20 protein-coding genes are annotated in these 25,220 nt (G+C 48.2%); 13 read left to right on the forward strand and 7 right to left on the reverse strand.

Features of this window, described 5'->3' with window-relative positions; genetic code table 11:
- The first annotated feature begins 86 nt into the window (after positions 1-86).
- The 8 genes from FIV45_RS18485 to FIV45_RS12610 all read left to right on the forward strand — a co-directional run bounded on the left by FIV45_RS18485 (position 87) and on the right by FIV45_RS12610 (position 10,519).
- Positions 87-1,430: a MurL-like N-terminal domain-containing gene (locus FIV45_RS18485; RefSeq protein WP_099475384.1), complete on the forward strand. Its 1,344-nt coding sequence runs from the start codon at positions 87-89 to the stop codon at positions 1,428-1,430.
- Positions 1,411-2,724 (forward strand): UDP-N-acetylmuramoyl-L-alanine--D-glutamate ligase, encoded by a 1,314-nt coding sequence (murD, locus tag FIV45_RS12580; RefSeq protein ID WP_165777131.1) that lies wholly within the window; start codon positions 1,411-1,413, stop codon positions 2,722-2,724. The genes FIV45_RS18485 and murD overlap by 20 nt, the downstream gene beginning before the upstream one ends.
- A 111-nt stretch (positions 2,725-2,835) precedes the next feature.
- Positions 2,836-4,404, forward strand: coding sequence for an ATP-binding protein (locus tag FIV45_RS12585; RefSeq protein WP_099475382.1), 1,569 nt, complete (start codon positions 2,836-2,838; stop codon positions 4,402-4,404).
- 145 nt (positions 4,405-4,549) lie between these two features.
- Positions 4,550-6,109: a sensor histidine kinase gene (locus FIV45_RS12590; protein ID WP_099475381.1), complete on the forward strand. Its 1,560-nt coding sequence runs from the start codon at positions 4,550-4,552 to the stop codon at positions 6,107-6,109.
- An 80-nt stretch (positions 6,110-6,189) separates the two neighbouring features.
- On the forward strand, positions 6,190-6,537 hold the full coding sequence (locus FIV45_RS12595) for an ArsR/SmtB family transcription factor (protein WP_204602405.1): 348 nt from the start codon (positions 6,190-6,192) through the stop codon (positions 6,535-6,537).
- Positions 6,534-7,535, forward strand: coding sequence for an ArsJ-associated glyceraldehyde-3-phosphate dehydrogenase (locus FIV45_RS12600; RefSeq protein ID WP_099475380.1), 1,002 nt, complete (start codon positions 6,534-6,536; stop codon positions 7,533-7,535). The genes FIV45_RS12595 and FIV45_RS12600 overlap by 4 nt, the downstream gene beginning before the upstream one ends.
- Before the next feature lie 17 nt (positions 7,536-7,552).
- Complete coding sequence (arsJ, locus tag FIV45_RS12605) at positions 7,553-8,794, forward strand: organoarsenical effux MFS transporter ArsJ (protein ID WP_099475379.1); 1,242 nt, start codon at positions 7,553-7,555, stop codon at positions 8,792-8,794.
- Between the two features lie 84 nt (positions 8,795-8,878).
- Positions 8,879-10,519: a long-chain-fatty-acid--CoA ligase gene (locus FIV45_RS12610; protein WP_099475378.1), complete on the forward strand. Its 1,641-nt coding sequence runs from the start codon at positions 8,879-8,881 to the stop codon at positions 10,517-10,519.
- A 10-nt stretch (positions 10,520-10,529) separates the two neighbouring features.
- On the opposite strand, the gene FIV45_RS12615 is transcribed toward FIV45_RS12610, so the two are convergent.
- Positions 10,530-11,702, reverse strand: coding sequence for an NnrS family protein (locus FIV45_RS12615; RefSeq protein WP_099475377.1), 1,173 nt, complete (start codon positions 11,700-11,702; stop codon positions 10,530-10,532).
- Between the two features lie 460 nt (positions 11,703-12,162).
- On the opposite strand from FIV45_RS12615, the gene FIV45_RS12620 reads away from it, so the two are divergent.
- Complete coding sequence (locus tag FIV45_RS12620) at positions 12,163-13,665, forward strand: alkaline phosphatase (protein ID WP_099475409.1); 1,503 nt, start codon at positions 12,163-12,165, stop codon at positions 13,663-13,665.
- Between the two features lie 73 nt (positions 13,666-13,738).
- Here the strand turns inward: FIV45_RS12620 and FIV45_RS12625 are convergent, their stop codons facing one another.
- Positions 13,739-17,182, reverse strand: coding sequence for an acyl-[ACP]--phospholipid O-acyltransferase (locus FIV45_RS12625; protein WP_204602403.1), 3,444 nt, complete (start codon positions 17,180-17,182; stop codon positions 13,739-13,741).
- A gap of 173 nt (positions 17,183-17,355) precedes the next feature.
- Here FIV45_RS12625 and FIV45_RS12630 point away from each other — a divergent pair, with 173 nt between their 5' ends.
- Positions 17,356-17,862 carry a cupin domain-containing protein gene (locus FIV45_RS12630; RefSeq protein WP_099475376.1) on the forward strand — a complete coding sequence of 169 codons (507 nt, stop codon included), beginning with the start codon at positions 17,356-17,358 and terminating at the stop codon, positions 17,860-17,862.
- 262 nt (positions 17,863-18,124) lie between these two features.
- Here the strand turns inward: FIV45_RS12630 and FIV45_RS12635 are convergent, their stop codons facing one another.
- Together FIV45_RS12635 and FIV45_RS12640 are read right to left on the reverse strand one after the other, a co-directional pair.
- Positions 18,125-18,931 (reverse strand): class I SAM-dependent methyltransferase, encoded by an 807-nt coding sequence (locus tag FIV45_RS12635; protein WP_099475375.1) that lies wholly within the window; start codon positions 18,929-18,931, stop codon positions 18,125-18,127.
- A gap of 839 nt (positions 18,932-19,770) precedes the next feature.
- On the reverse strand, positions 19,771-20,256 hold the full coding sequence (locus FIV45_RS12640; protein ID WP_099475374.1) for a hypothetical protein: 486 nt from the start codon (positions 20,254-20,256) through the stop codon (positions 19,771-19,773).
- 353 nt (positions 20,257-20,609) lie between these two features.
- Here FIV45_RS12640 and FIV45_RS12645 point away from each other — a divergent pair, with 353 nt between their 5' ends.
- The gene (locus FIV45_RS12645) at positions 20,610-20,834 is read left to right on the forward strand and encodes a hypothetical protein (protein ID WP_099475373.1); all 225 of its coding nucleotides are present in this window, start codon (positions 20,610-20,612) and stop codon (positions 20,832-20,834) included.
- A 264-nt stretch (positions 20,835-21,098) separates the two neighbouring features.
- Here FIV45_RS12645 and FIV45_RS12650 read toward each other — a convergent pair whose 3' ends face one another.
- Complete coding sequence (locus tag FIV45_RS12650; RefSeq protein WP_099475372.1) at positions 21,099-22,280, reverse strand: hypothetical protein; 1,182 nt, start codon at positions 22,278-22,280, stop codon at positions 21,099-21,101.
- A gap of 48 nt (positions 22,281-22,328) precedes the next feature.
- Positions 22,329-22,958, reverse strand: a complete 630-nt coding sequence (locus tag FIV45_RS12655) for a hypothetical protein (RefSeq protein ID WP_099475371.1) — start codon at positions 22,956-22,958, stop codon at positions 22,329-22,331.
- Positions 22,959-23,156: 198 nt separating this feature from the next.
- Here FIV45_RS12655 and FIV45_RS12660 point away from each other — a divergent pair, with 198 nt between their 5' ends.
- Positions 23,157-23,744, forward strand: a complete 588-nt coding sequence (locus tag FIV45_RS12660; RefSeq protein WP_099475370.1) for a tyrosine-type recombinase/integrase — start codon at positions 23,157-23,159, stop codon at positions 23,742-23,744.
- Here the strand turns inward: FIV45_RS12660 and FIV45_RS12665 are convergent.
- Complete coding sequence (locus FIV45_RS12665) at positions 23,732-24,079, reverse strand: helix-turn-helix domain-containing protein (protein ID WP_165777130.1); 348 nt, start codon at positions 24,077-24,079, stop codon at positions 23,732-23,734. The two genes, FIV45_RS12660 and FIV45_RS12665, sit on opposite strands and share 13 nt — an antisense overlap.
- Positions 24,080-24,160: 81 nt before the next feature.
- Here FIV45_RS12665 and FIV45_RS12670 point away from each other — a divergent pair, with 81 nt between their 5' ends.
- Positions 24,161-24,679: a hypothetical protein gene (locus tag FIV45_RS12670; RefSeq protein ID WP_133118627.1), complete on the forward strand. Its 519-nt coding sequence runs from the start codon at positions 24,161-24,163 to the stop codon at positions 24,677-24,679.
- The last annotated feature ends 541 nt before the right edge of the window (positions 24,680-25,220 follow it).

Below are 25,220 nucleotides of genomic sequence, written 5' to 3' on the forward strand. Positions count from 1 at the left end.
GCGACAGCATGTTATATTTCCCCAGTCTGAACAGGTTTCTCAACAAAGGCCTTGTTTTTGCCTGAAAAACATCCGAAAAAGATGTCATGACACAAAATACCTGCTTTATATTCAAATCCTGTCAGTTCAGCCCGCAAGACCATCGGGTAACGCTAGACTACGGCTATCTCGGCGGGACAAGCTTCACCGAAACCCTGATCTTTCCCGGCGCCCGGCGTGATTTTTCGGATATCGAGAAACAGGCCCTCGACAAACTGCTCCACGCGCTGCACCTGGCCGCCGGGATCAGCTATTACAAAGCCTTCTGCCCGTCGGAAATCCGGGTTGACAACCAGACGCTCAGCCCCGAAGACGCCGCGTTCTTTACCAAATTCTATCTGCATGGTCTCGGGGAATTTGCCGTCGAAAACAATCTTGACCTGAGAGAGACTATTCAGTTCCCCTTAAACCGGGCCCAGCGCTCGATCGCCAGTCCAGTAGAACTCAAGGAAAGTGCCGTTGTGCCGATTGGCGGCGGCAAGGACTCCCTGGTCAGCCTCGAAATCATGAAACACGGCCAGCGGGCGTACCGCCCCATCGCCATCAATGCCGGCCGCCCCATTCTAGAGGTGATTGACAGCGCCGATGCCCCGGCCCCGATCCTGATTAAACGGCACCTGGACCCGGCCCTGTTCACACTGAATGACCAAGGCGCCTATAACGGTCATGTCCCGATAACAGGGATCCTGTCCTTTATTATGGCCTTCGCCTCTCTGCTCTATGGCTATGACACCGTGGTGATGTCCAACGAACAGTCGGCCAATGAAGGCAACATGGTGCGAGACGGTCTCGACATCAATCATCAATACAGCAAGTCGCTTGCCTTTGAACAGGATTTTAACCGCTATGTTACCGGTCACGTCCTGGCGGGGTTTCGTTACTTCTCCCTGCTGCGCCCCCTGTCAGAAACAGGAATTGCGGTGCTGTTCGCCCGCGCTCCACGCTATTTCCCGACATTTAAAAGCTGTAATCGCAATTTCCATATCGCCGAAGGGGAACGCCGCTACGGCTGGTGCTGTGACTGCCCTAAATGTCGTTTTGTCTATCTGGCGCTCGCCCCTTTTATCGGCAAGGCAGGGATGAGCGCCATATTCGGACAGGACATGCTCGACGATCCCGCCCAGGAAGATGGATACCGTGAACTGCTCGGCCTTAAAGGACACAAACCATTTGAGTGTGTTGGCGAGATCGGGGAATGCCGTCGGCTTCTGAAAAGCCTGGCGCTGATCCCGGAATGGCGGACATGTTATCTGATTGATAAACTCAGCCGAGACATTCCCGAGCCGGGACAACCGCTGGACGATTTACGTCAAGCCGCCCTGCGCAAATATCCCGACCATAACCTGCCCGCCGATTATGAAAGACTGCTGGATGACTTTATCGGATCTTGAAACGCGGCGCGTCGCCATCTGGGGACTGGGCAAGGAAGGCTGGGCCAGTTATGATTTTCTGCGCCGTCATTTCCCCCGGAAAGAAATCACTCTGATCAACCAAACCCTGCCGGACACATTACCCGATGATCCACACACCCTGTTTTTGCTGGAACAGGACATGCCCGCCGCCCTGAATGATCTGGATCTGGTGATCAAGGCACCGGGCATCAGCCTTTACCGCCCTCTGGTTCAAACCCTGCAGCAGCAAAAAATCAGCATTACCTCTGCAACCAACATCTGGTTCTCGCTACCACGCCCCGAAGGCAGCACCACCATTGCCATCACCGGAAGCAACGGTAAAAGCACCACCAGCGCCCTTCTCGCCCATATTTTACGGCAAATGGGCCATAAAACAGCACTCGGCGGCAATATCGGCACCCCCTTGCTCAGCCTGACAGACGACGCCGATTATTATGTCATTGAGCTCAGCAGTTATCAGACGGCGGACCTGTATCATGCACCCGATATCGCGGTGCTGCTCAATCTCTATCCGGAACATATTCAATGGCACCTAAATCACGCACAATATTATGCCGATAAATGCCATTTGATCTCCACCGGAGTTGACACTGTTATTCTCAATCAAAACGACACGCTCACGCGACAGAATATTAAGGCGGTCCCGCCGGGCACCTTATGGTTCAATTCGCCGGACGCGTTGCATGCTCGCGGTCATGACATTTATAATGGGTCTGACAAAATTGGCGACGCCAGTCGCCTGCGCCTGCCTGGCGAACACAACAGGCAGAACCTTTGTGCCGCCCTCACCATTTGCGCCGCCCTTGGGCTCGAGCTTGAGGCCTGTTTTGAACAGGCGGTCACTTTCGGAGGGTTACCCCATCGACTGCAGCATCTCGGGGAGAGAGAGGGGATCAGCTATGTCAACGACAGCATTTCAACCACGCCGGAAGCCACCCTGGCCGCCCTGAACAGTTTTCCCGGCCGCCAGATCACCCTGATCGCCGGCGGTCAGGACCGTCAACAGGACTTTACCGCCTTCAGCGAATTTATGACCAGCCATAAAGAAATCAGCCTCATCGCCGCCTATGAAACCGGCGACCGGATGCGGCAACACCTGCCTGGGAGACAAGCAGCACTGGTCGAGGATCTCGCCGCAGCCGTTGCCCTGGCCCGTGAAATCACCCCCCCTGGTGGCGTGATTCTGCTCAGTCCCGCCGCCCCCAGTTATGATGCTTTCCGCAATTTCGAACATCGTGGGGACGAATTCCAAGCCCTGTGCCAGATCCCATAAACAGTTTGTTAACACCATAAGCGTACCCTTATATGAACCATTGCGATCCATGCCGTGGAAAATGATATCGTGATTTTATGTGACTGGGGGGCAGTATAGTGGGCCAGTATAGTGAGTTTTACGAGAGCATTTACGCCAATTGCATTAACAGTTTTCATCGCCCTCTCGGTGATTATCGGCAGCCTGTCAACGTCCTATTACATCTCCGAACATACAGAAAGTGACCTGACCCATCATGTGGTCGCCGCTTATATCAAGAATTCACGGAATACATTACGTTCGCTTGTGCTGGATAATTCCTGGTGGAACCACGCCTTTCTCAACATCACCTACCGCCCCGACCCGGAATGGGTGGTGCAAAGCTACGCAACGTCGGACTTGTTGAATGATCCCATTCACGGCATCGTCATTCTGCAAAACGACGGCGCGATCAAATATCAATTCACCCGCGACAATAAGGAGGAATACGCTTTTTCTCAGACGTTTTTTCTGGAACATTTCGCGACGTTGAAACAGAAAGCCCTGGCTTTCCCGGAAAACAGGCCAGAACCGGTTTTCTTCAATGGCGTTTCCGACGGTTCCCCGACCCTTTTCGCCATGAGCCCAATCACATACTTCCAATGGGACACCAGACCAGAATTTCCCGCCAACAAAAGAGATTTTCTTGTCTTCTACTATATTCTGACACCGGATGAATTGGCCCAAAAAGGCGAAGATCTGGGCATTGCAAGCCTCCATGCGTCCCAGACACCAACGTCAAATTCCATTCCGATTCGCGATGCCGATGGGCGCATTCTTTCGCATATCACCTGGTCCTTGATGGCCAAAGCTTCCAATTATCTGTCCCTGACCCTTTTGATCAGTATCATGATGTTCGGTCTTCTGCTGATCGGAGGGTATATTTCCTTCACCCGAATTTCAGAATTGATCCACCAGACGGAAACCGCGAAGGCCGTTGCCGAGAAAGGCCATTCCATCAAAACCAATTTTCTCGCGACCATGTCTCATGAACTGCGCACGCCATTGAATTCCATTATCGGTTTTTCCAATATATTACAGTCGGACACCAATAAAACACTGGATGAAACACAAAAGGAATATCTCCATTATATTGAGAAAAGCGGAAATCATCTTTTGGAAATCATCAATGAAATACTCGACTTATCCAAGATAGAAGCCGGGAAATATGAACTTTATGAATCCGAAGTCGAAATACATCGCATTATTCATGAAGCAGCCATCTATATCAGCAGCGCGGCTTCTGACAAAAACATCACAATAATCAAAGAATTCCCCGATACCCATTACGAATTGATGGGCGACGAAAAGGTCATCAAGCAATTGCTGCTCAACCTGCTGAGCAATGCGGTTAAATTCACCCCAGAAAATGGCGAGATAACCATCGGCTATCACCTTGGCCCGCGACAAAATATTCAAATTTTTGTTCAGGACAATGGCATTGGAATCTCCGCCGAAAAACTCGCCATCATCACCGAACCCTATCTTCAGGATCAGGACCATAAAACCCGATCCCATGGCGGCACCGGCCTTGGACTCACCATATCAAAGGCCTTTATCGAATTGCATCAGGGCGAAATGACAATCGAAAGCGCCCTTAACCACGGGACCAAGGTTCTTCTGACTTTTCCTTCCGTGCGCCTGCTCCCGCACCACCTATAGACGATACAAGATATGAGCCCTCCCCTTTCTCAATACACCCGAATATTTTCTATTTTTTAGTCTATCCTTTTGGCGCCATCCTACATATAGTATCCGTACCGCCTTGAATTACGGGTATAATTGATGGTACTGGAAAGAGTAGTAATTGAGTTTTTCACGCATATTCAACCCCATAGCGATTACGATATCCATTGCTCTTGCCGGTATAGTGATCAGCCTGGGCATCACGGAACGGGCCATTGAAGAATCGGGCCATGAAATCTCCCGACATTCTCTGAGCCGTCATCTGGAAAACCTGCAGGATTTCCAGGAATTGCTGTTGCTCGACTATACCGAATGGGGCAGTGCTTTCGAACATATGAGCCAGCAGAGAGATATGGACTGGTTTTATGACCATATCGGCACCGCTGATGTCATCAACACCACCATTCATGGCATGGGGTTCATGAGCAATTCCGGCGAACTTATCGTACAATTCGTGCGCGATAACAATCCCGACTACAAACTGTCGTCCCCCGCCTTCAACGGCCATTTCAGCCATATCCGAAATGAAATACTGAAACAGGACGCATCAAAGCCTTTTCCCTATTCTTTTTATCAGACCATTAACGGCATCCCGGCCTTGGTGACTTTGTCTCCTTTGACGCTGGTGGAACCTGGAGAGCACCCCGATTACGTCGCGGAAAAAAGAGATTTCATGATTTTCTGGCGCCTGCTGACCCCCGAATTCAAACAAGACGTCAGCCGAAGCCTGAAACTCAAACAGCTCACGTTCACACCGGATGACAATCCTGAAAATCTACCCTTGAAAAACAGTATGGGGGAGAATATTGGCGCCTTGAGCTGGCAACGTATGGCGGAGAAAAAAAATCCTCTGGCCCTGTCACTTTATACCAGCTTCGCCATGTTCGCCCTGCTGCTTATTGGCGGCTATATGTCCTACCGGCGCGTTGTCGAACTTTTAAATGAAATGAACGACGCCAAGTCAAAGGCGGAGCATGGCCATAAGATCAAATCCGACTTTCTGGCCACCATGTCCCATGAATTGCGCACCCCGCTGAATGCCATCATTGGGTTTTCCGACATCCTCACCACCCGGAAAGAGGATCCTTTATCCCCACAACAATCAGAGTATCTGGAACATATTCAGACCAGCGGCGCCCATCTTCTGACCATTGTTAACGAAATCCTCGACTTGTCCAAGATCGAGGCCGGACGTTATGACCTGCGGGAAGAAGAACTGGACGTCACGCGATTGCTCAAGAAATGTCTGGTTTTTGTCCAGAAGAATGCCCAGGATAAAAAACTTGATGTCACCACCCGCTTTCCGGAAGTGGCTCAGGAAATTCGCGGTGATGAGAAAGTTCTCAAACAACTGATCCTCAATCTGCTCAGCAATGCCATGAAATTCACGCCGGAAAAAGGAACTGTGGCAATCCACTACCGTGTCACCAAAAATCAGGAACTTCATATCACCATCAAAGACACCGGCATCGGCATTTCTCCTGAGAAACTGGAAATCATCACCGAACCTTACCTGCAGGATCAGGACCATAAAACCCGGTCCCACGAAGGCACCGGGCTTGGCCTTGCCATATCGAAAGCCTTTATCGAATTGCATCAGGGACAAATGATCATTGAAAGCGAACTGAATAAGGGCACAACAGTCACGCTTATTTTCCCCCCCGAACGCCTGATCGACTAACCCGACCTAGAAACGCGACTTTACGCGGTGTCATCAAATCGTCATTTGACTTATTTCCAAATTTCTGGAAATATAAAAATATGAAATCTAAAATTACAGATAAAAATGCCGTAAATATGATGGCGGCCTTAGCGCAGGAAACCCGGCTGAAACTGTTTCGCCTGCTGATTCAGCAGAGTCCCGATGGCCTGATGGCTGGTGAAATCGCCCGTAGGCTGGGGGTGCCCAATTCCACCCTTTCCTACCATCTGACCGCGCTGGAGCAGGCAGACCTGATCTGTTCCGCTAAAGCGCAACGGGCAATATATTATACCGCCAACATGGCGCGACTGGATGGCTTTCTCGGCTACCTGATCGAAGATTGCTGCCACGGCGCAGACAACAAATGTTTCACATTTATGACCCGGAACAAGGACATCACTCCATGACACTTAAAGTCGCCATTAACGGATTTGGCCGCATGGGCCGGTTGGTGCTTCGCGCCGCCTATGATCTGCCAGAACTTGAATTCGTCCTGATCAATGAACGCGACGGCACAGCGGAAACTGCGGCTCATCTTCTGGAATTCGATAGCGTTCATGGCCGCTGGGACAGAGACATCAGCCCGGATGAAACCGGCCTTTCCATCGGCAATCACTATATCCCGGTGAGCCATAGCGCGACCCTGGAAGATCTTGATCTTACGGGCGTTGATCTGGTGCTCGAATGCACCGGCGCCTTTCGCACCATGGATCAGCTGAGCGCCTATCTCGACAAGGGTGTCGCCAAAGTCATCGTTGCCGCACCGGTAAAAGACGGGGCGCTGAATATCGTCATGGGAATTAACGATCATCTGTATGATTCCACCAGCCACCATATTGTTACCAATGCCTCCTGCACCACCAATTGTCTGGCGCCGGTGGTCAAGGTCATTCAGGAAAAGCTCGGCATCCGCCACGGGGTGATCACCACCATACACGACGTCACCAATACCCAGGTGATGGTCGATGCCCCCCATAAGGATTTGCGGCGGGCCCGGTCTGGGCTCACATCCCTGATCCCCACCAGCACCGGTTCGGCGACGGCCATTACCCTGATTTACCCGGAACTTCAGGGCAAGCTCAACGGTCTCGCCGTACGGGTCCCGCTTCTCAACGGTTCCCTGACAGATTGCGTGTTCGAGGTTGAACGCCCCACCAGCGTCGATGAGGTCAACAACCTGTTGCGGGAAGCCTCGGAAACCTATCTCAAGGATATACTGGGCTATGAAACCCGACCGCTGGTCTCCGTGGATTATACCAATGATCCTCGTTCCTCGATCATAGATGCGCTGTCCACCATGGTCGTGGATGAAACCCAGGTGAAGCTGCTCGCCTGGTACGATAATGAATGGGGCTATGTCTGCCGCATGGCGGAACTGGCGCAGAAAATATCACGCTCCCTCTAAAAGGCTGATGTCCACACATGACGCAGATAAACCGTATTGATCATCAAAAAAGCTTACCCCAATATGCTCTGGTCACGGCGGCCTATTGGGGATTTACCCTGACCGACGGCGCCCTGCGTATGCTGGTGTTGTTGCATTTTCACACCCTTGGCTATACGCCGTTGCAACTGGCTTCCCTGTTTCTGCTTTATGAAATATTTGGCATTGTTACCAACATCACGGGCGGTTGGCTTGGCAGCCGTGTCGGACTCAACAAAACCCTGATCCTGGGGCTCGGCTTGCAGATCGTCGCCCTTATGGCCCTGACCTTGCTTGATGACAGCTGGCCGCTCGTCACTGCGGTGCCTTTTGTTGTCGCCGTGCAGGGATTGTCGGGCATAGCCAAAGACCTGACCAAAATGAGCGCCAAAAGCGCCCTGAAGCTGATCATACCCGCGGATCAAAACGCCACGCTGTTTAAATGGGTCGCCCTGCTGACCGGATCGAAAAATACTCTGAAAGGGGTTGGATTCTTTCTCGGTGGCCTGCTTCTCAGCCTGTTGGGTTTCGCACCGGCGCTGTGGACCATGGTCGGACTTCTGATCATCATTCTCACAGCGGCAATGCTTTTTCTCTCCCCCGATCTGGGACAAGCCCAGAAAAAAGTAACTTTCCGCCAGCTATTTTCCAAAAGCCACGCCATCAACCTGTTATCAACCGCACGTTTCTTCCTCTTCGGCGCCAGGGATGTCTGGTTTGTCGTTGGCCTGCCTCTGTTTCTTTATGAGGGACTCGGTTGGGATTTCGCCGAAGTCGGGGGTGTTATGGCCTTGTGGGTCATCGGCTATGGTCTGGTGCAATCCGCCGCGCCTCTTCTGCTGAGAAAATCCGCCGACGGCCGCAGCCGGGAAGTGATCGAAAACCGCCTGTGGGTTTTCCTACTCACCACCCTGCCATTTATCATTGTCGCTGGTCTGGAAACCGGCATGCCACCCGCCCTCACCATTCTTACAGGCCTTGGCTTGTTTGGCATGGTCTTTGCGGTCAATTCCGCCCTGCATTCCTATCTGATTCTTGCCTTCACGCCTTCAGATCATGTGGCGGTCAATGTCGGGTTCTACTATTCCGCAAATGCCGGCGGCCGCCTGCTCGGCACCCTGCTTTCCGGTAGTCTCTATCAATGGGGCGGGCTCACCGCCTGTCTGATCGGTTCCGGCGTAATGCTAACGCTTGCCTTTTTCTTCAGCCTCGGCCTGCCAACCGGCAAGCACAGTCAATAGCTTAAATTAAAACGTTCGTTTTAAGTTTATTTTTATAAAAACCTATGGCACACTTCCCCTACACAATAATGGGAGATATAAAATATGCTTGGGCTTATGCAGGACAAACCGTTACAGATCGCCACAATACTGCAGCATGCGGCGCTCTATAACCGCGATATAGAGGTCGTGACCAAGGCCGTAGAAGGAGGCATTCACCGTTCGACTTACGGTGAAGTTGCAGACCGGTCCGGGCAGCTGGCCCATGCCCTGGAGGTCCTTGGGATACAGCAGGGCGACTGCATCAGCACCCTGGCCTGGAACACCTATCGTCACCTGGAGCTCTATTTCGCCGTCCCGGCCATGGGGGCCGTCCTCAATACAGTCAACCCTCGCCTGTTTCCAGAACAGTTAAGTTATATCCTTGATCATTCTGACGCCCGAGTTCTATTTCTTGATCTGACATTCGTGCCGCTGGTGGAAAAACTGGCCGCGCATTTTCCACGTGTGGAAAAATATGTGATCATGACCGACCGCGCTCATATGCCGGACAGCAGCCTCGACAATGTCCTGTGTTATGAAGACATCATCGCCGGTCATGATACGTCATATGCCTGGCCCGATCTGAACGAGAACACCGCGGCAGGTCTGTGTTACACCTCCGGCACCACCGGTCACCCCAAAGGCGTTCTCTACAGCCACCGCAGCACCATATTGCATAGCTTTTGCATCTGTACCAAAGACAGTCTCGGCATCGGAAATAGTGACACGGTTATGCCCATCGTCCCCATGTTTCATGTAAATGCCTGGGGAATTCCTTACGCCGCGGCGATGGCCGGCAGTAAAATCGTTTTCCCCGGTGCAGAGATGACCGGCGAAAATTTTTATAATTTGCTGAAAAACGAGGAATGCACCACCGCGCTCGGCGTGCCCACCATCTGGCTGGCATTGCTGCAATATGTCAAATCGCTCGCCCCGCAGGATCATAGCAAACTACCCATTGAAAGCTTTATTATCGGCGGATCGGCTGCCGCCCCAAGCCTGATTGAAGACCTTGAATCCACCTTTGGCGCCACGGTATTGCATGCCTGGGGCATGACAGAAACCAGCCCTCTGGGGTCCGTCAACCGACCGCTGAAAAAACATACCGGCCTGACAGCGGACGAAAAACTGGCCATCAAGGTCAAACAGGGCCGTCCGCCCTTTGGCGTTGAGATGAAAATCGTTGACGACGAGGACCGTGAATTGCCGCGAGACGGTGTCGCTTTTGGCCGGTTGATGGTCCGCGGTCCCTGGGTTGCCAAATCCTATTTTAAACAACAAGACCAGAATATCCTTGATGCAGAGGGTTATTTCGATACCGGTGATGTATCGACCCTCGACCAGGATGGTTATATGACTATTGTTGACCGGTCAAAAGATGTGATTAAATCCGGGGGGGAATGGATTTCCTCCATTGACCTTGAGAATGTCGCCCTCGGCCATCCTGATGTCGTCGAGGCAGCCGTGATTGGCATTGCCCACCCTAAATGGCAGGAACGCCCTCTATTGATCATCACTGCTGAGGCAGGCACAAGCCCGACCAAGGAAAGTCTGCTTTCCTACCTCGACGGCAAGATCGCCAAATGGTGGACACCGGATGACGTGGTCTTTATTGACGAAATGCCTCATACGGCTACCGGTAAAATTCAGAAACTTGAACTGCGCAAGATGTTCAAGGATTACACATTGCCTGACCAAACATAAAACAGGGTGTCTAGAAAATTTTCCTCGGCGTAATGAAAATCTTGCCGAAACGCAGGAGGAACAGCCCATAGGCCAATATCCACAATCCGCCGGCGCCCTGAAGGGTGCCAAGATAGCTTTCTGGCAGCAGCAATGGCAGGACCGCTCGACTGAGGGCCGCGATCGTAATGCTGACAAATATCAGCGTCAGGATCACCTCATTGTTCAGTGGCAACCCTGAATGCCCGAGCGTTGCCCGGGACATCACACCGAGGGTCAAAGACCCCACTGCCCCAACCGTGAAGGCATGTAGCGCGTGGGACAACGGCGCTTCTCCGGTCAGACTGCTGTAGGCGACAAGGAAAAACCCTAGAGGAATCCAGAAATATCCCATATGCAGAATGAACAAAATCGGATCATGGGCCACGGCCCAGCCTTTCCAACTGAGCGAACGTATCAGCGTCACGCCACCGGCAAATAACGCAATGCCACCGATGACCATGTCTGAAGCCTGCAGAAGCAACGCCGCCGCCAGCCCGAATATGGCGATCACCGACAACGGCAGCAGAACCGCCGGTGTATTGGTCGTAAGCGCCGGATATTTTCCCTTGGTAAAATTGGGAATGATTCGCCCGCCGATCACATTCATCAGAAAGACAATGAAGAGAACCGCCGGAAGAAACAGCCTGCGCGGCTCAAATGCGATCAAGCCCGTGGCCGCCAGATGACTCACAATATTCAGTCCGGCAAACAACAGTAACACCACCGGCAGGAAATAATTGCGCTTGTTCCCCGCTCCGATCAGAGCTTTCACCACGCCAATCACCGCCAGTGGCAGGAATAGGCCGTCAATCAACAACGGCAGCCAGATCGGCAAATGAGCTCCATAAAAGATACTCACCCGCCCGAGTATCCAGATCAGCCCCAACCCCGCCAACGCTGCCCCGGTCGGTGTCGGTCGCCCGGTCCAATTCGGAACGGCGGTGTACAGAAAACCAATGATTACCGCACTGACCATGCCAAAGATCATTTCATGCTGATGCCAGCTCACGGGGTCAAAACGGGATGGTAAGGTCTCGACCCCACCGGTCACCAACAATACCCAATAGCCAAGAAGAACCACCGACGACAACGCCGCCAGGGGAAAAAACACTCTAAAACCGGCAGAAAACAATGTGGAAAACAGGGAAGGATCAGGGCGCATGATATCTACTCTTGGGTTAGGGATCGACTCACTTAATTAAAGATATATTTAATATACATGTTTGATGCAGTAAAGCCTATTCTATGAACTTATCCCCTGAATGCTGAAAATGCTTGTTAAAAAATGATCCCCCAAAGCATGTCCGGCCTATGTGGCATTCTCGCCTTGTTCGTCTGGAGGATTTATTCATGGCCTTATTTTTGAAATACTCATACCTTTCCCCGGTCATCATATCGTCTTAGATATTACAAGGAACTGGATATTTTTTACCTTTTGGTATAATTTATCACTGCAATCCGCGTCACGGACTTGGTTGATCATAATTATTAATAAATATTACGGGCTTATGGTAATGAATAAACAACATAAAAATACGTTACATATCAAAACAACGTCACAAGAAACTTCAAGGAAAAATGCGAGAACCGCAGCACAGACCTTATTTTCAAAAACCAGATTGATGGGCCTTGGCACCGTTCTTCTTGCGGGGGCGGCCCTTTATGCATTGCCCGGCATCGCCGGTGCCGAAGAGGTGCCCCAGGCTAACGATTCTTACTATACCAAAGCCCAGAAAACCCTGAGCCGTAAACTCGCGCAGAAAATCAATACCCGCCCGGCCAAGAATGTCATTCTGTTTATCGGTGATGGTATGAGCATCACCACAGTCACGGCAATCCGCATACTGCAAGGCCAGATGCATGGTCGCTCCGGCGAGGAAAATGTTTTGTCCTGGGAAGAATTCCCCCATACCGCCCTGTCGAAGACCTATAACAGCAACCAGCAGGTGCCCGATTCTGCCGGCACTGCATCCGCGTTCATGACCGGCGCCAAAACCAAGGCCGGGGTCATCAACGTCAATCAAACTGTTCCCCGCGGCGACTGCGGCGCCTCTCACGATAATCACCTGGAAAGCATTCTCGAAATGTCCGAAAAGGCTGGCATAAATACCGGTATTGTTACCACCGCCCGCCTCACACACGCCACACCGGCCGCCGCCTATGCCCATGCGCCCGAGCGCGGCTGGGAAAACGATAGCGAGATCCCGCAAGCGGAAAGGAACAAGGGCTGCAAAGATATTGCCCAGCAATTTGTTGATTTTTCTCTTGGCGACGGGATTGAAGTCGCCTTTGGGGGGGGACGTTCCAATTTCCTGCCCCATTCCCTTACGGACGAAGAAGGTAAAAAGGGCAATCGCACCGATAAACGCAATCTGGTGGAAGAATGGCAGACCAAACACCCTAACGGACGCTATGTCTGGAACCAGAAAGGATTTGACGCCCTGGACCCAAATGCGAAGGGCCCCGTTCTCGGCCTGTTTAACGCAAGCCATATGAATTATGAACCTGACCGCGCGGCGGATAAAGGCAAAGAACCTTCCCTCGCCGACATGACCCGCAAAGCCATTCAGTCCCTGGAAGCCAGGGACGACGGTTATTTCCTTTATGTGGAAGGGGCGCGTATTGATCATGGTCACCACGGCGGGAATGCCTATCGGGCGCTGCATGATGGTGTTGCCCTTGCCGATGCCGTACAGATGGCCAAGGAGATGACCAACGGCGAAGATACCCTGATCATTGTCACCTCGGATCACTCCCACGGTTTCGTCATGACCGGTTACGCCACCCTCGGCAATCCCATCCTGGGGAAAGTAGTCGAGAATGATGCCCATGGCGAACCTCACACATCACCTGCGCTGGCACTTGATGACGGCCCTTATACCACCGTTGGCTATTACACTGGCAGCGGCGCTCCTGTTCGGCAACCGCGCAGTGACCTGACGCATGTTGATACGGAAGCCAAGAACTTTAAACAACAAGCCATTGTCCCAACCAAATCGGAGAAACACGGCGGCGAAGATGTGGCCATCTACGCCCGCGGCCCGGGGGCTTATCTCTTCCAAGGTGTGGTCGAACAGAATTATATCTTCCACGTGATGCAGCATGCGTTGCGGCTGAAAAAGTAACCTCTGTTCCTTTCAACAAAAAGGCCCCGACCAGTTTTCTGGTCAGGGCCTTTTTGCGGTAACCGTCACAAGCCTACAGCAGCTTGCCTTCCAGCTTTTGCGCCACCACCCGGCCTACCTCCACATAATCAATTTTACCGGTGCCGAGTACCGGAAAATTCTCCACCGTCATAATCATCTTGGGCAGCATCAGGTCCTGCAGGCCGTCGGCTTTGATCTTCTTCGAAATGGCCTCTTTCGTCACCGCCTTGCCATCGGTGAGCAGGATAATCTGCTCGCCCTTCTTCTCATCCGGCAACGCCACCGCCCCATGCAGATTGTCAGGCCAAAGGGCGGCCACCACCGCCTCTACCGCGGTAAGGGACACCATTTCCCCGGCAAGTTTGGCAAAGCGTTTGGCGCGGCCTTTAATCGCCACATATCCCTCCCCGTCAATCTCGACGATATCGCCGGTGTCATACCAGCCGTTCTCCGGCGGCACCAACACCCCCGGATTATCATAGAGCAAATAGCCCTTCATCACATTGGGGCCGCGCACCAGCAGCTTGCCGCCGGCATCAATCCCCGGCACCGGCTCCAGCCGATATTCCACGTCCGGCAGCAATTGCCCCACGGTTCCGGCCCGACTGTGCATCGGCGTATTGCAAGCCAGCACCGGTGACGTTTCCGTCGCCCCGTAACCTTCGAACAACCGCACGCCAAATTTCTCCGCCCAGGCCAGTTTGGTTTCCGGCTTCAGACGTTCGGCCCCGGCGAAGATATAGCGCATGCTGTAAAAATCATAAGCATGGGCAAACCGGGCATAGCCATTCAGAAACGTATCGGTGCCAAACATAATCGTTGCATTGGTGTCATAGACCAATTCCGGCACGATCTTGTAATGCAGCGGTGAGGGATAAAGGAACGTCCTGATCCCCGCCAGCAACGGCAGAAGCAACCCGCCCGTCATGCCAAAACAATGAAAAATCGGCAAAGCGTTGAATACGACATCCGCCGGATTGAAGTCCACCCGCGCCGCCAGTTGATAACGGTTGGACTGCAGGTTGACGTGACTGAGCGCCACCCCCTTCGGCACCCCTTCTGACCCGGAGGTAAACAACACCACGGCGGTCGCCTGTGGGTCCTTTCCGCCTCGTCGCCGCCGGTAGTAGGCGCCGGGGAACCGGGCGGCCACAACGCCATGCAGCTTCGCGACAAAACCGATCTCTGCCCTTAGATCCTCCAGATAGGTAAACGCCACCTGTCCGGTGAGACCGTCAATGATATCGCCCAGACCGCCCACCTCGATAAAACGGCGACTGGTCATGACGTTGCGAATTCCCGCCGCCTTGCAGGCCGCGCGGATATTGGCCACCCCGGTTGAATAATTCAACATCGCCGGCACCCGCCCATGCAGCTGCAATCCAAAGAAGGTTACGACGCAGCCATTGGTATTGGGCAACAACAGCCCCACCTTTTCTTCACAGGCCGTCAGCCGCGCCATCGCCCGCCCGAGAACAATAGTGCCAAGCATAAGCTTGTTGTAGCTCAGTGGTGTGCGTTCCACATCTTCCAGCACCAGATGACCACCCCCGTGGGTATTGCGGGCATCGAGCAGGGCCTGATACAGGGTTTTATGACGGTCGCTGGTCTGGAACATCATGTCCGACATCACGGTATAGAGCTTTTCACCCAGCAGCCGCCGACGCTCCTTGCCCGATACCTCTGGGGGCAAGACCATATTGACCGGTTCGAGTACCGTGATGATGATCTTCGGAAATAATCGCAAGCGTAATTTGCCGCGCAGACGGGAAAAATGCGAGAATTGAGCCCCCTCGATCCGGACCGGCAGGATCGGCGCGTCGGCCAGATGCGCGATAGTCCCCGGCCCCTCGTAAATCTTCATCAACGCCCCGGTGACCGTCAAACGTCCTTCCGGAAAAATCACCAGTTTGCGGCCTTTTTTCACCTCTCCCACCATGGTTTTCGCCGCCATGGGGTTGGTCGGGTCAAGGGGCAGTAGATTGATGAAGGCAAAGGCCGGCTTCACCCACCAGCGTTCGGCGATATGTGTATTGATGGCAAAAGTCATCTTGTCCGGCAAAAACGCCCCGAGCAACGCCCCGTCGAGGAACGACGTATGATTGGCGACAATCACCGCCTTCTTGCCGGCCCAGTCATAGTGGTCCAGCCCATGAACCTCCACCCGATACAGCAGCCGCAAGATGGCCCGGGCGATCGAGCGGATCAGTTCTTCCGGCAACAAACGACAGATATACACGGCAACAAACGCATTAAGCAGCGCTGTGATCAGAAAGACCTGCGGGATGGTGACCCCGTTGCTGATCAGCACGGCGCTTCCGCCAGCAGAAACCGCCATAAACAGAGAGTTTATGATATTGGTGCTGGCGATCATACGCGAGCGTTTGCACGGCGCCGCCCGGTCCTGAATGATGGCGTATAGCGGCACGATATAGACCCCGCCGCTGATGGCGATAAACATCATATCGAGCAGGATACGGATATTGCCCACGCTCTTGATAAATTCCCCGACGGTGATCAGGTCCCCACCTGCCGGCCCCATATAGCCCTGACTGGCGTAATATATATCGACGCTGAACAAAGTCATAAATATCGCCGCCAGCGGCACATAGGTCGCCTGCACCCGCCCCTTCAGCAGCCGGTCACACAGGAACGAGCCGATGCCGATACCGATGGAAAAGGCGCAATTGAACAGGGTGCCGACGCCCTCGTCCGCGCCGATAACCTCGCGGCTGAAGGTGGGGATCTGGGCGAGAAACGTCACGCCAAAAAACCAGAACCAGGAAATCCCGAGGATGGACATGAAAATCCGGCGGTCCTGGCGGGAGTCGCCGATGATGTGGGCGGTTTCCTGAATGATATTGAAATTGATTTTAAGGCCTGTATCGGCAGGGATGGTTTTGGGAATGGCGAAGCTCGACAAAAATCCGATGACCGCGACACTGAGGACCACGCCGGAAATGATCATCGGTCCGCCCTCAACCAAAATCAACATGCCACCAACAATCAATCCCAAAATGATCGACAGAAAAGTTCCCATCTCGATCAGGGCATTGCCCCCGATCAACTCATCCTGACGCAGATGTTCCGGCAGAATACTGTATTTTAGCGGCCCGAAGAACGCCGACTGCGCCCCCATCATAAACAGGGTGACCATCATCACCGTCACATTCTCGCTGTAAATGCCATAGGACGCCAGCGCCATCAGCAAGATTTCGACGAACTTGATAATCCGGATCAGGCGGGATTTCTCGAATTTGTCCGATAATTGCCCGGCGAGAGAGGAAAACAGGAAAAACGGCAGGATGAACAAGCCTCCCGCCAGCGGCACAATCACCGCCGCATTATCCCAGCCCTGCTCTACGGCGATTTTATAGGTGACCAGAAAAACCAGAGCGTTCTTGAACACATTATCATTGAACGCTCCCATAAACTGGGTGACAAACAATGGTGCAAACCGTTTGGTTTTCAGCAAATTAAACAAATTACCCGACACGTACCGACCCCTTGTTTTTATTATCAGGCTTCAGTCTAGTGAGAAAAAGGGGGCGAGGGCAAGGAGTTTATGGCTTACTCTTCCGTCCCTGTTCCTTCCGCTAAAAATACTGTAAGCTTCGAGATCCTGCATGCCCCGCAACAGTACTACCTCAACATAGAACGGAACATCCAATGACGAGACAAAAGACATCCCCCCTTCCCCGGCTGAATATTTCCGCGGCCAAAAAGACTCCGGTTGGTGATGGAAAGAATTTTGAGGCCACCGTCAGGCGCTTTACCGGCCCGCTGCAGATGAAGAACCTTGGATGCGGCTATATTGAACTCGCGCCCGGCAAGAAAGGCTGGCCCTATCATCTGCATTACGGCAACGAGGAAATGTTTTTGATCCAGCAGGGGACGGGCCTGATCCGCTATGATGACGAGATGTATGAAATTACCGAAGGCGATGTGATATATACACCGGCGGGCGACGGGACGGCGCACCAGATCATTAATAACTCGGATCAGCCACTATGTTATTTCGCCATCAGCACCCTGCAGATCCCTGACATCTGTCATTACCCTGATTCCCGGAAATACGGGGCCTATTATCAGGACGGCACAGATGACGGCATCAAATCCTTTATCGCCAAGGAAAGCAGTCAGGTCGATTATTTCGAAGATGAAGAGGACAATTAAGAGAAATGGTGCCTCTGGGGAAAATTATGTACATAACGACCCAAAGAACAATAACTATTTGTTTTTATTACATAAACTTTAAATCATAGTGCCGATAAAATCAACTTTTTGTAGTACATTTTTGTAGCAGTTGTGTAGCACTTGCCTACCTATGCGTACGAAAGTGAAGTTGGGAGACTGCCAGTTGTGGTGGATGGATTTGAGGCGAAAAGTGTCAAAAAATCCACTTGCAGCCGAATAGCCGTCTTGCGTTTCAAAGCCATCAGAGTTCAGGCTTTTTGGCCGTAAAAAGGATAGCCTTCAGAGGCATCGTACCATCGCCCTCAATCACCTGCGTAATTTCCCTTTGCAGTACGGCCACTACTGCATCAGGATCCCCGCCAAGGTCCAGAATCTGGTCATGGATTGGATTGCCGAAGATCAGGGACTTTGCAAACAAGTGAAGGTTATCAATCGGTGACTTTCTCGGTACGATTTCTGCTTCAACATCTACAAAGCCAGCCTCCACCAGGGTGGCGCTGATGGTATCAACATCATGGTAACTGAAGGGCACCTTATAGAAGCCAGGCGCCTCCCCTTGAAAAAAGCCTGCAACAGTTTGATGAACCAACTGTGCAAAGGGGTTTTCAGCCCATGAATGCCAGACATTAAAGACGTAATGCCCGCCATGGTTCAAAACTCGCCATGCTTCCCTCATGGATTTGGCCTTGTCCGGAAAAAACATGATTCCAAATTGACAAACAGCGGCATCAAACGTGCAATCCGGAAAAGGCAACTCTTGTGCGTCAGCTTCCCGAAACTCCACCGTTGCGCTTTCCGGCATCCTGGCTTTGGCGATCTCCAGCATGGGCAAGTTCAGGTCTGTCGCTATAAGGCTACAGCCTGAAGGCAAGCCGGCGGACAGCCTTTCGGATACAATACCTGTACCCGCTGCCAGCTCCACGACTGAACCCGGATTATAGCCCACCACTTTTTTGGTTATGTTCCGTGCATAGAATTCAAAAAGACATGGGCCAAGACCCTTGTCATAATATTCAGGCACACTACCGGTAAAATTGGTATCTGACATTCTGTCCTCCGCTCCTGCTAGGCGAGGAGCATAACATGTATTCGCCTGTTCGACCTAACGGGTAGTACCCCTGCCCCACAGGGCTGTTATAGTATCTGCAGCACTGGGGCGTGGATGAGCTGGCAGCGAGAAGCGGTGAAGTCCCACTTATTGGATTGTGGAAAACAGCACAACCGCAGACCAGTTCTGGTGAGAGACATGTTTCATAAAGCGGCGCAGGATCATATAGCCTTCTCTCCCCAGAGAATTGAGAATAACAGTTTATACGAGTTTTCGGATTTTGCAATAAGTGGGAAAAAATCCATCTTTTCTGGCAGTCTGCCAACTTCAACCACACCGGAATGCAATAATCCACTCGTGTTGAAATGTGATTTTCCTAATGAGTTCCTGTAACTCATTATTTTGCAATAACTTTGGCAATTCTACACAAGACTTAACTGATCCTAGTCGTTATAATAGTTAAGCAATATCAATGTTTTATAACGGTCTAGAAGGTTGGCGGGAATTTTTGCGCGGACGTAATAACGACCATTGCGTTCGTGCAATCTGGGATGCTGTGACATATCGTTTTTCATGCCTCCGGTGTACCACTAAGGTGTATCAGTTGGAAGCTGAAAGGTTATGTTTTACAGTAACTTATTGATATCTAAGGAAATTAGATGGTGCCGCTGGGGAGAATTGAACTCCCGACCTCAATTCATTATATTTTTTAATTTAACTATATGTTATCATTGGTTATAATTAGTTTTATGGGTTCGCTTATTTCTACATTTTGTAGTAGTTTTTTGTATTATTTTGTATTACCTACGTCAAGTTGAATACATGAAAAATTGTTTGCATCAGAATTTTACCTTTCTTCTATATGGCTTCTTGCGCCAGGAATCTTGTATCTCATATATATAAATGTCGTTCTTCGATAACTCTTGCATATGCTTAGCTTGATATGAAAAGCTCCGCCAGGTTTCACCTACTTTTAAATCATATGGCACTGCATCGCTAAGATATCCACTGGCAGATCGATTAAGTTCAATAACATATTTACTTACAGATCTGCTCAACATTCTTTGCACTATATTCTTGTATTGGTACAAAGTTATAGAAGTAATAGTTGTTAGTTGATCACCAATATTAACAATATCGAATTGCGTATGAAGCCCTGCAGGGTCATAATATCCACCCATGCCTTTTACGTTTGGCGTAACCGTTACCCTAAGCTTCGGGCCCGATTTAAACCATTTATATAATTCAAATAATAATACAAATGTGGAAAGGCTCGCAGCATACCAAGCCGCCAATTCAGAATATGTCAATTCAGGAAATGTCAATGATAAAGCCTCCCTTTTGGAGATTACTATAGCGAGAAGTCTACTAAGTGAATAGCTGAAATAATCAATTTCACTTATGTCTTTTTCTATGCATATAATTTCACTTGATAAGCTGTACAGACCTTGTTCCCAGCAAGCCTTTTTGCCTCTTCGAATGATCTCGTCCGCTTTTTTAACGGGTAGCGTCTTATAGGTTGCTTATATCTTAGCAGATTTGGTTATTTGATTTTTACGATAATATTTATGAGTTCAAACAGGCATAATACTGTCCCTTAGTCATTTTCTGGTAATACCCCCACCTTTACTGCTCGTATAAATATATATTAGTTTTCATTAGAAGAAAGGTCAATTTATTGAAAACATTCCAAGAAATTACAAACCAAAAAAATGAAGATACCAATCTTGAAACCGACAAGGCCATAGACGAATCTTTTTTAAAAACTGCTGGCAAAGCTTTGCTATTCAATAGAGTTCGAACCATAAGTGGAAATATTAAAAAAGTAAAAACAGAGGCTGGGAAACTAGATTTAATTGCTCGTCAAAATACATATATTGCTTCAATGCTTATGTTAAAATAGCAAGCCACAATAAAATTTATAAGATATAATTCAAAATTTAAAACTGCCCAGCTTTCTGTTTTTGGCAGATAGCCTGTCGGAGCCGTGCATTCATTATTTTATTGTAATTTTATACTGAATTTTCTAATAAAAATTCTGAGAATATTACTTAGAAATTCTATATTTACTGTAGGCTTAAAAAAATAGGATACCCTAAAAAAATGACATTCGGGGCATCCTATTTTGCGTCGTTATATTATGTAATTATACCAATTATTTATAACCTTAAACATATCGTAATTTATATCGATACCGCCCCAGACCAAACAAACTTAACCCGAACAAAATTAATATTGCCGGTTCAGAAACAGTTGGTATCATACCTGAACGGTTAGCAGTAAGTAAATATGCTCCGTTCCCTCCTCTAACAATGATATCTCCAAAAGAATTTATATCTTCCGCAAATGCAAAGAATGTTTGACCAAACAAAGGGTCATCAACATCAATTAAATCTTTTAGATCATACATTACACCGTCATCCCAAAGAAAGGCGGCAAAACCTTTATCATTCTCTGTAAGCGACCATCCTACAACCTGACCGTTATCGTTAATAGCATTTCCTACACTTCCTGTTCCCCCTAGAGTGCCAATATCTACTAGCCCACTTGTTTCTTCACCAATGAAGGCATGTGTAGCATCGTTATCAAAAAGATATTCAGACCTACCTGTAATCTGACCATTATTATTAATATCTAACCCCCAACTAACTCGGCCGCCTAGCGAACCTAGATCTGTTCTTCCGTTTATTTCATCCCAAATGACAACTGTTTGAGGACCACCATTTCCAGTTACTATTGTTCCCGTTACCTGTGAACTATTATTTAGCGATTGTGGGGCGATTGAAGGAGTCCTGGGAAGAGAGAAAAGAGGTGGATTGATCCCAGTATGTGTACCCGTGATAGTATCATATAAAAAAACAGGAACATCACCCGGTCCAAAAGTCCCTGAAAGTGAGATGACCATTTTCCCATTATCATCAATTCCTAAAACATTAGCAGAATCTGCCCCGAAGACCCCTAGATCAGACTTTCCATTAATTACATCCCAAACAAAAGGATGGATACCCACGTTGCTATCATTAATAGTTGAATTGCCAATCACTTGCCCTCTGTTGTTGATATCTATAGCAGTACTATACGTCCCCCCAAATACTCCAAGGTCAGTCATACCATTTTCTGCACCCCAAACGAAAGCATGAGTAGAGCCATCATTTAGGTATATGTCACCAACAACTTGGCCACTGTCATTCACGCCAGCGGGATTAATTTGTCCCACGTCCAGATCACCGCCAGTAATTTCAGTTACAGTATAAACAGGTACCGCAAAAGATGATGCCACCCCCCAAATTAGTGTGCTAGCTACTATATAAACGACCTGGTATATTTTTTTAGCTGAAAAAGAAATCATTAAATATATTCCCCATTTTGAATTAAACTTATCACATACAACAATTTGTTATGCTGCAGGAATATATTCCAAAAACTTACCATCATTATCCATGTTGATAAATGCTCTTTTTCCTCTTTCTCCCACCACCATAAATGAAATCCTATCTTTCTGCATTTCAAGTAATCGTAAAGGTGTATCGTTAAAGTCGTAGTGAGTTATATCATCGGTTCCTGTTTCTTTAAATTTATGCTGCTCCATAAAGTCTTCATTTTCACTTTCAATTCGAAAAGCCAAAAGACGCTTTGACCGTTGGAAAAAACCAACTAGAAAGCCAATTGAACATAATACGACAACAGCATATGCAACATTTGTCAAAACAGTAGTCAGATCTGAAGCAACTTTTAAATCAAGAACCCCGATGATCATTGCATACTCGATTACAAAGAAAACACCGCCGGTAATAATCAGGAGAGAATTTCCTATGATTGTTACAAATATGGTTTTAAAAAAACCTCTCTTCTTATGCCCTTTGATCATATTCCTGGCTCCTAAATAGGGAAAGCACACAGAACCAACGATGGCAAATATAATTAGATATACCTGCCAATTTTTTTTAAAATTATACCAAAGACTGCGTCCTGCACTAAGACCAGCCCCTGCAAAAATATATTTCCCCGCCTGATTTACTAACGTCATAACCTCTCCCTCAATTTATTGATAAATTCACACTTAAAAGTTACATTATTGACTTCAGTATAAAATTACAATTTCATAACGAGTCGTTGTAAGCTATTGAAATTAATGGTATAAATATGAATGGAATCGAAATTACAAAAATAACTCATATACATTTTGCTGCTATAAGTAGTTTTATAATGAGTTCGGGAAAATAAAATGGCGCTAGGTAAACAGGCAAAAACTTTAAACAGCAGTCAACAAAAAGCTGTGCTGAATTATTTGCAGTCCACCAGATCACCAGTAAGAAACAAAGTCATTTTCTTACTGAGCTTAAAAGCAGGGTTACGGGCCAAAGAAATATCTCAGCTAACGTGGCGTATGATTACGACCAGTAGCGGTGAAATCTCTGACTGCATATCGCTTACCAACAGCGCATCAAAGGGTTCAAGCGGTGGTGTTATATGGTTGAATAGTGATTTATCTATAGCCCTTCATGAATTATGGTCATTATCTTGGCAATTAGAAGAAAATGATTATGTCATTACTTCAGAAAGAAGGGGAAACATGTCTGCTCAAGCAATTGTAAATATATTTTCCAACTGGTATAAACAAATGGGCTTTGAGGGGTGCAGTTCCCATAGCGGCAGACGTACATTCATCACCAATGCTGCCCGTAAAATCTCTACCGTTGGGGGGAGCATGAGAGATGTTCAGATGTTAGCCCGCCATAGCTCATTGCTAATGACACAGCGGTATATTGAATCTGATGTTGATGCTATGAAACGTGTTGTTCAACTCATATGATTTTTACGATTTAGTATTTTTTTGATTGTTGGTAACGATAGTTTTATATTCCTATCATCAAGCTTTTTCTTAACATTTACATAATTACGTCTTGTTTTTATTTCCAGCCAAGCGCCAACTACTAATCGTTCCAATTCATCACAGGTTTTATTTGGTGATGTATTAGGTCTTGTCGATTTCTTTCTTAGCCCATTTTCCCCACCTTTTCTGTATTTTTCATACCATTTATAGATGGTTGATACAGGTATATTATATTTTTTTGATGTATATCTCACGTCACCAGTTTTAAGAAAATACCTGGTGACTATTAATCTAAACTCATCATCATATCTCATCAATTTTCTCATATGTATGTTTATTTAAATATACACATTTATATAAATAGTTATATGAAAAAATTAAATGAAGGGTCAAATATGATTATTGAAAAACATCTACTGAAAACGGAATATCAAAAATGGTTATGTGGCTTTAGCTTCAGTCACTGCGTGGTTGTACAACCAACACCAAAACAATGGTTTGACGAAAACGAAATCACACAGCGATTAAGAACAGTTGTATTCAGAATAAACAAAAAGTTTTTAAAACCATCTTTTCCGAAATGGGAACACAATGATAAGTGTTGGATGGTTGGTTTTAAAGAAGGCAACAGAATTGAACGTAATATTCATTATCATTTCATGTTTCATTCACCAAAAATTTCTTATAAAAACAAAGCTGATTTCACTAGTGATGCTATTAAAAATATGATCAATGATGAATGGTTAAAAATACCATCAATTAATCATTACAATTACGATGAACGTGATGATTTGAATGAGATATTACACCTTTCTGAAGTTTCTAATAATTTTAGCGCTATTAATTATGCTAGCAAAAAATACGACCCTAAAAATGATTATGACCAACCAATTTATATTGGATTGAAGGATTAAACTACTCAAAAGTATTCGATTACTGTGATCAAATGAGTTGTTCCACTATTTGACCATTCTGTTTTAACCATGAGATATTTTTCAATATTTCACATAGTATTTTAATATCTAATCAATATTTCAATTGAGCTGGATTTAAACTTTAAAATAAGACTAACACAAAATGTTATAATTCTAACCAAATGAAGGATTATGCAGACAAATAAAGGTTTGAAAGCATGGCAACTAATAACAAATCAATATTATTAAATTTACCAAAAAACTTATGTGACCAAATGGATAACTTAGTTATCCAAACTGACATGAATAGAACTAAATTTATTCAACAATCAATTGTACGAAACGTCAAATATATGAAAAATTTTGAATTACCCATTATCAAAAACAGGCAAAACAATTACGATAGCCTATATTTATCAAATTGTTCTTTTAAACGATAATAGAAATAATAAGTAAATGAAAGCATCAAAAGTTGGGAACTTTTCCCAATGCCTCCGAGAATTTGGAAACAGATAATAAACAAGATCGCCGCCCTGTTTCA

Origin of the sequence: Paremcibacter congregatus (assembly GCF_006385135.1) — a bacterium.
In the GTDB taxonomy this organism is placed as follows: Bacteria; Pseudomonadota; Alphaproteobacteria; order Sphingomonadales; family Emcibacteraceae; genus Paremcibacter; species Paremcibacter congregatus.

Bases quoted from the DNA above. Each gene is read 5' to 3' on its own strand.
- FIV45_RS12635 (WP_099475375.1), bottom strand. From the start codon at position 18,931: ATGTCAGATACCAATTTTACCGGTAGTGTGCCTGAATATTATGACAAG.
- FIV45_RS12595 (WP_204602405.1), top strand. From the start codon at position 6,190: ATGAAATCTAAAATTACAGATAAAAATGCCGTAAATATGATGGCGGCC.
- FIV45_RS12600 (WP_099475380.1), top strand. From the start codon at position 6,534: ATGACACTTAAAGTCGCCATTAACGGATTTGGCCGCATGGGCCGGTTG.
- FIV45_RS12670 (WP_133118627.1), top strand. From the start codon at position 24,161: ATGATTATTGAAAAACATCTACTGAAAACGGAATATCAAAAATGGTTA.
- FIV45_RS12615 (WP_099475377.1), bottom strand. From the start codon at position 11,702: ATGCGCCCTGATCCTTCCCTGTTTTCCACATTGTTTTCTGCCGGTTTT.
- FIV45_RS12650 (WP_099475372.1), bottom strand. From the start codon at position 22,280: ATGATTTCTTTTTCAGCTAAAAAAATATACCAGGTCGTTTATATAGTA.
- FIV45_RS12660 (WP_099475370.1), top strand. From the start codon at position 23,157: ATGGCGCTAGGTAAACAGGCAAAAACTTTAAACAGCAGTCAACAAAAA.
- FIV45_RS12620 (WP_099475409.1), top strand. From the start codon at position 12,163: ATGGGCCTTGGCACCGTTCTTCTTGCGGGGGCGGCCCTTTATGCATTG.
- FIV45_RS12665 (WP_165777130.1), bottom strand. From the start codon at position 24,079: ATGAGATATGATGATGAGTTTAGATTAATAGTCACCAGGTATTTTCTT.
- arsJ (WP_099475379.1), top strand. From the start codon at position 7,553: ATGACGCAGATAAACCGTATTGATCATCAAAAAAGCTTACCCCAATAT.
- FIV45_RS18485 (WP_099475384.1), top strand. From the start codon at position 87: ATGACACAAAATACCTGCTTTATATTCAAATCCTGTCAGTTCAGCCCG.
- FIV45_RS12630 (WP_099475376.1), top strand. From the start codon at position 17,356: ATGACGAGACAAAAGACATCCCCCCTTCCCCGGCTGAATATTTCCGCG.
- FIV45_RS12610 (WP_099475378.1), top strand. From the start codon at position 8,879: ATGCTTGGGCTTATGCAGGACAAACCGTTACAGATCGCCACAATACTG.
- FIV45_RS12655 (WP_099475371.1), bottom strand. From the start codon at position 22,958: ATGACGTTAGTAAATCAGGCGGGGAAATATATTTTTGCAGGGGCTGGT.
- murD (WP_165777131.1), top strand. From the start codon at position 1,411: ATGACTTTATCGGATCTTGAAACGCGGCGCGTCGCCATCTGGGGACTG.